The organism is Robertmurraya sp. (assembly GCF_036676585.1).
Lineage (GTDB): Bacteria > Bacillota > Bacilli > Bacillales > Cytobacillaceae > Robertmurraya_A.
The window spans coordinates 1-4,254 of the sequence record NZ_JAKFCQ010000002.1 but is presented as its reverse complement, the minus strand read 5'-3'; the positions used below and the strand labels follow the sequence as shown (position 1 = coordinate 4,254).

Below are 4,254 nucleotides of genomic sequence, written 5' to 3'. Positions count from 1 at the left end.
CGGATCCTTGAGTGGGAAGGGTATTAATAGCGGGAGGCGGGGCGGGTTGCACTGAATGTTTTCAACACACCGCAAATCGATGGCAACACACCAAACCTGTGGGAGCGGGCTTGCCCGCGATTCCCAACATCAACACAGCAACCAAGCCAGGCACGAACCTGTGGTGAGGGGATTTATCCCCGTTCGGCTGCAGAGCAGTCGCAAAGCGAATCAATAGATCTTTCTGGTTGACCGTATTTGGCGGTTTTGGGGCCGCTTCGCTGCCCAGCGGGGATAAATCCCCTCGCCACAGATTCTATGCAGTCGAATTACTCACGTCTCAACCGCTTCACTTGCTGATAAAGCAACTCAGTGAATTCCTCGCTGTCATTCGAGTGGTGACAGCGTCGATGACAGTTCGGACAAAGGGCTACAGCGTTGCTAGTTCGATCAGAACCCTTCTTCGCCAAGTGCTTAACATGGTGAACTTCAAGATATGGCGAGTCATTTTTAGTGAACGGCGCAGGTTGACGGCATCCTTCACATACACCTTTGGCTTTCTTACGAACCCAGGCTCTAACCTTTGGATCGCGTATGTAGGCGGTGCCTTGGGCAGGAGCACGCTTTGGCTTCAAAATCCCTACAGGTTCATCTTGAAGAGGCAGCTTTTCCAGTGCCACGGCTCTTCGCTCTAGTGTTTCTTCGTCAGCGGTCGGAGCTGTAGGATCTCCAGGCTTAACGCCTCTTTCAATTAGCACAGCTCGAATTGACTGCTCAACGTTCGAGCCAACGTTTCTGGCAGGCTTGTATCCTTTGATGAATTCCCGATGCATTTTCATCAGAACAGCGGAGATGTTCTGCATCCGGAACTCAACAGAGCCTTCGGTGCGAGTGGGCAATGACGATTCGCGCAGAGCAAGATTCTCTTCCGTCTTCACGAATTTCTGACCGCTTAGCTCTAGCGCGAGCATCTTCAGATAGGCATCCACCGCAGCCCTAATCTCAGGAACACTCCAATCGCTTTCTTTCTTCTTTACGCTCATAGCATCGCCGAGGGTTGAAAACCCTCGGACGATACTGAGTGGCCATTACACCTGTCTACGAAAATTCCTACAGAAAAGACCGACGTATCGCTCAAGCGATCCTACAAATACACCGTCGCTCTAACCCACCGAATGCTTCGACGACTGAAACACCTCCACGACCTTCCGCCACCAAGGCTTAACCACCGGGACCCGCCGCCGCGTGCGATTGAGGAGTAGATAAGGCATGTCCCGCAGCCGAATCCAGCCTTCATCCTGCCAATGCAACAGACTCAACGACATCTCCGGCCAATCCAACAAACTCAACATCGGCCGATCCGCGTTTTTCGACTGCTTAGCATCGCGCAAGGCCGGCACCACCTGATGAGTCAACCACTCACGCAACAACCGATTCCCCGGCGCATAGTGATACACCAACAACGCATACACACCGGATTCGCTGAGCATCAACCGCTTCTCCGGCTGGCCGTGGTACTCAATCAACAGCGTATGCCGCTGATCCTCGTCGAGCTTGCTGACGACACGATCATTCAGATGGAAGCCCATTAAGCGACCCAAATCTCGGGCGCAGAACCATGGCTGGTTTTCCAGAAGGAGGGCGTGAAGGTGGAGGTTGTGGCGTGTGAAGACTGTGGGGATGAAGGGATCAGACATGGCGAGCCTCCAGGGATGGAAGCGCATAGACAACGAAGCGGCTAAAGCAGATTTCCTTCGGAGAGAAGGAGACATTTTTAGGCATATCCTTTACCTCTGTGTGATGTCAGCTTTCTTAGGGCTGGGTGCCGGGAGTTAAGAAACCCCACACAGAGGGCCGGACATATTCCCCTTTCGGGTCTTGTATTAGCCCACTCCCGGCATAACAGAGATTTTTTGATGCCCACGGGGAAACCGTAGGCACAAAAAAGCCGCTTCTGTCGGGTGCGGTCAGTCCGCTGTGTGAGGTGTTTCTTAGGCACCGGAACGTAGCGTATTGTGTTGCTATGGTTTGGTCAAGGCACTAATTAACTTACATTCGCAAGTGCAAATGCTATTTTTTTGAAAAGAGACCATATATTTTCTTGAAAAGAAAAAAATGTATTGATTTGTATGCTTTTATTAATGTAAGTCCAAATACTAGGCTAAGTATGGTTATGGATAGCAGTAAAAATGCTGAAAAATTATTTAGCCAGTTTGGTAGGGTGTAGTACTGCCCTAAAGTTAATATTGATGGTGGTAGTGCAGCGGCTATTGCATAAACTAGCAGTAGGAATAATATTGTAGAGGCTGTTCCTGTGGTGGCGTGTGCTAGTGTTGAGGAGAATGAAGTTACTTTGACTTCAATGGTTGTTAGCTCTCTCTCCTTTCTGACTAATTCGTCAGATTTTTTTTCTATTTCAATGTCTTTAAGTTGTAGCGCTTTGGTGTTGGTTTCGTTAAGTTCTTCGATTGTTTTTGTGGATTCTTTTCTGTGCTCTAATTTTATGGAGTCTATGATTTCGAATACATCGTCATCATCAAACTCTGTACCTGCATCCAGCGATGTTTCATTTACTTTGTCCATCAAGGATTTGTCCCAGCGAACAAGCATGAAGTCGTTTTCTGACACTTCACCCTGTTTTCTAAGAAGTTCTAGGCGAGAAATGAAAGTTGACCAAAAGCGATCATCGGCGTAAATAGATGCATAAGCATCTGCTAGCAAGTTTTTTGCAGGTAGGTTTTCGAAAAGTTTAGGGTTTTTCAACCATAGAATAGTAGATAACAACCGTTCAGTGATTACTATTGGGATTGAGGAGCGAGGGAGTTCATTTATTAGGTGGCTATTTGTGAAGCGTTCAAAATTCAGGTTTAGGGTTACAAATAAACTGAAATTTTCATTGAGGGATGAGATTTTTTTCCCCTTTCGAAGATTAAATACCCTGGAGACACAGGTGACGTCATGATGTAAATCGTTTTCAAATCCCTTTCGAATCAAGTATGTTTCTAACCCTTTGAAATCGCAATTGAATTCTTCGTCAATTTTAAAGTTGTTAACTATCTCGATATCGAGAGTGTTGAGTTTTGTTTCAAGTAATACTGACTCTGTTTCAAGTCTGGCTTTGTCTATGCCTTTACTTCTCAAAAGTTCAAGGGTTTTTGAATTAAAAGAGGAGTAATTTTTCTTTTCTAGTTTTTCGCCCCATATGCTGAAAAGTCGTTGGACTTCGTCTAATGTGATGTCGAATATTTTTATATTGACTTTTAATGATTTTATTAATGAAATGAATTCGGTTAAAGCTAATTCTTTTGATCGTCCAGAATAGCCCAATATCCCCAATATGATCGGAGAGTCAAGATATATTGTGACGTTTTCTAGGTGGCGTTTTGTAGTTGTTTTGTCGGCATATGATATGTAATTGGATAGTATCATGCCTTTCACGACCCTCATGAGGTCCTCGGAGAAGGCCGGCTGTTCTTTGTATAGATTTGTTATATATGAGGCTGTAAGGAATTGGGAGTTCTTTATTTTTGTCTCTATCTTTGCTTTCTGCCCACCAACGATTCCAACAAAGGTAGACATGTGTTCCGTTAGGAATGTATATAAAAAAACTTCGCATTCCTCGAGTGTTAAGGTTTTGTTGTGCGCGGTGAGCGAGAACTCTTTGAAATTTTGGAGGATTCTATTAATTGAATTTTCTATTTCGGTTCGCTTGTGATTGGCGTTGTGAACTAGTCGACTGATTATTTCTGGGTTCTTAAAGTATACTCCATACCTTTGAGCTATTACTTTTCTCTTCTTTGCTCGAATAAGTATAGATTTTAAGGCGGACTCAGGTGGGTTTATTCCAAAGCGCTCTTTTAGTCCAAGCTTTACGTCGGCTATATTAAAGCTCTCACTCTCAATTTCATCAACTATTAACGCAATGTATGGAATGAAGAGGTCGATCTCATCGTTGATATTCTCTCCCTTAAGAGTTTCGAGCAGCGCAAGGTTGATTAGAGGTGTGTGATTGACTAATTGTTTGAGTGACATTCACTTGCGCCTTTTTTAAGGGATGGTATGAAAAATCTTAAAAAAACCTCGCTATTGCGAGGTTTTTTAAAGCTTTCCACCATTCGTGTGAATTAACTTATAGCGTGGCTATCTAGCGTCATCAATCCCAGCTCAACGCCCCACCAGTCTGATACTCAATAACCCGAGTCTCAAAGAAATTCTTCTCTTTCTTCAAGTCCATGATCTCGCTCATCCAAGGGAACGGGTTAGTCGTCCCTGGAT

The 4,254-nt window shown here is 44.9% G+C and carries 3 protein-coding genes; all 3 read right to left on the bottom strand.

All coding sequences use genetic code 11. From position 1 onward, the window contains the following. Nucleotides 1-308: 308 nt before the first annotated feature. Nucleotides 309-1,022 (bottom strand): HNH endonuclease, encoded by a 714-nt coding sequence (locus tag ACGLXV_RS00070; protein ID WP_391556973.1) that lies wholly within the window; start codon nucleotides 1,020-1,022, stop codon nucleotides 309-311. Nucleotides 1,023-1,142: 120 nt separating this feature from the next. Beyond that, nucleotides 1,143-1,676, bottom strand: coding sequence for a BRO-N domain-containing protein (locus ACGLXV_RS00065; protein WP_391556972.1), 534 nt, complete (start codon nucleotides 1,674-1,676; stop codon nucleotides 1,143-1,145). A gap of 373 nt (nucleotides 1,677-2,049) precedes the next feature. Further along, nucleotides 2,050-4,011 carry a hypothetical protein gene (locus tag ACGLXV_RS00060; protein WP_391556971.1) on the bottom strand — a complete coding sequence of 654 codons (1,962 nt, stop codon included), beginning with the start codon at nucleotides 4,009-4,011 and terminating at the stop codon, nucleotides 2,050-2,052. Nucleotides 4,012-4,254: the final 243 nt, after the last annotated feature.

Bases quoted from the DNA above. Each gene is read 5' to 3' on its own strand.
- ACGLXV_RS00070 (WP_391556973.1), bottom strand. From the start codon at position 1,022: ATGAGCGTAAAGAAGAAAGAAAGCGATTGGAGTGTTCCTGAGATTAGG.
- ACGLXV_RS00060 (WP_391556971.1), bottom strand. From the start codon at position 4,011: ATGTCACTCAAACAATTAGTCAATCACACACCTCTAATCAACCTTGCG.
- ACGLXV_RS00065 (WP_391556972.1), bottom strand. From the start codon at position 1,676: ATGTCTGATCCCTTCATCCCCACAGTCTTCACACGCCACAACCTCCAC.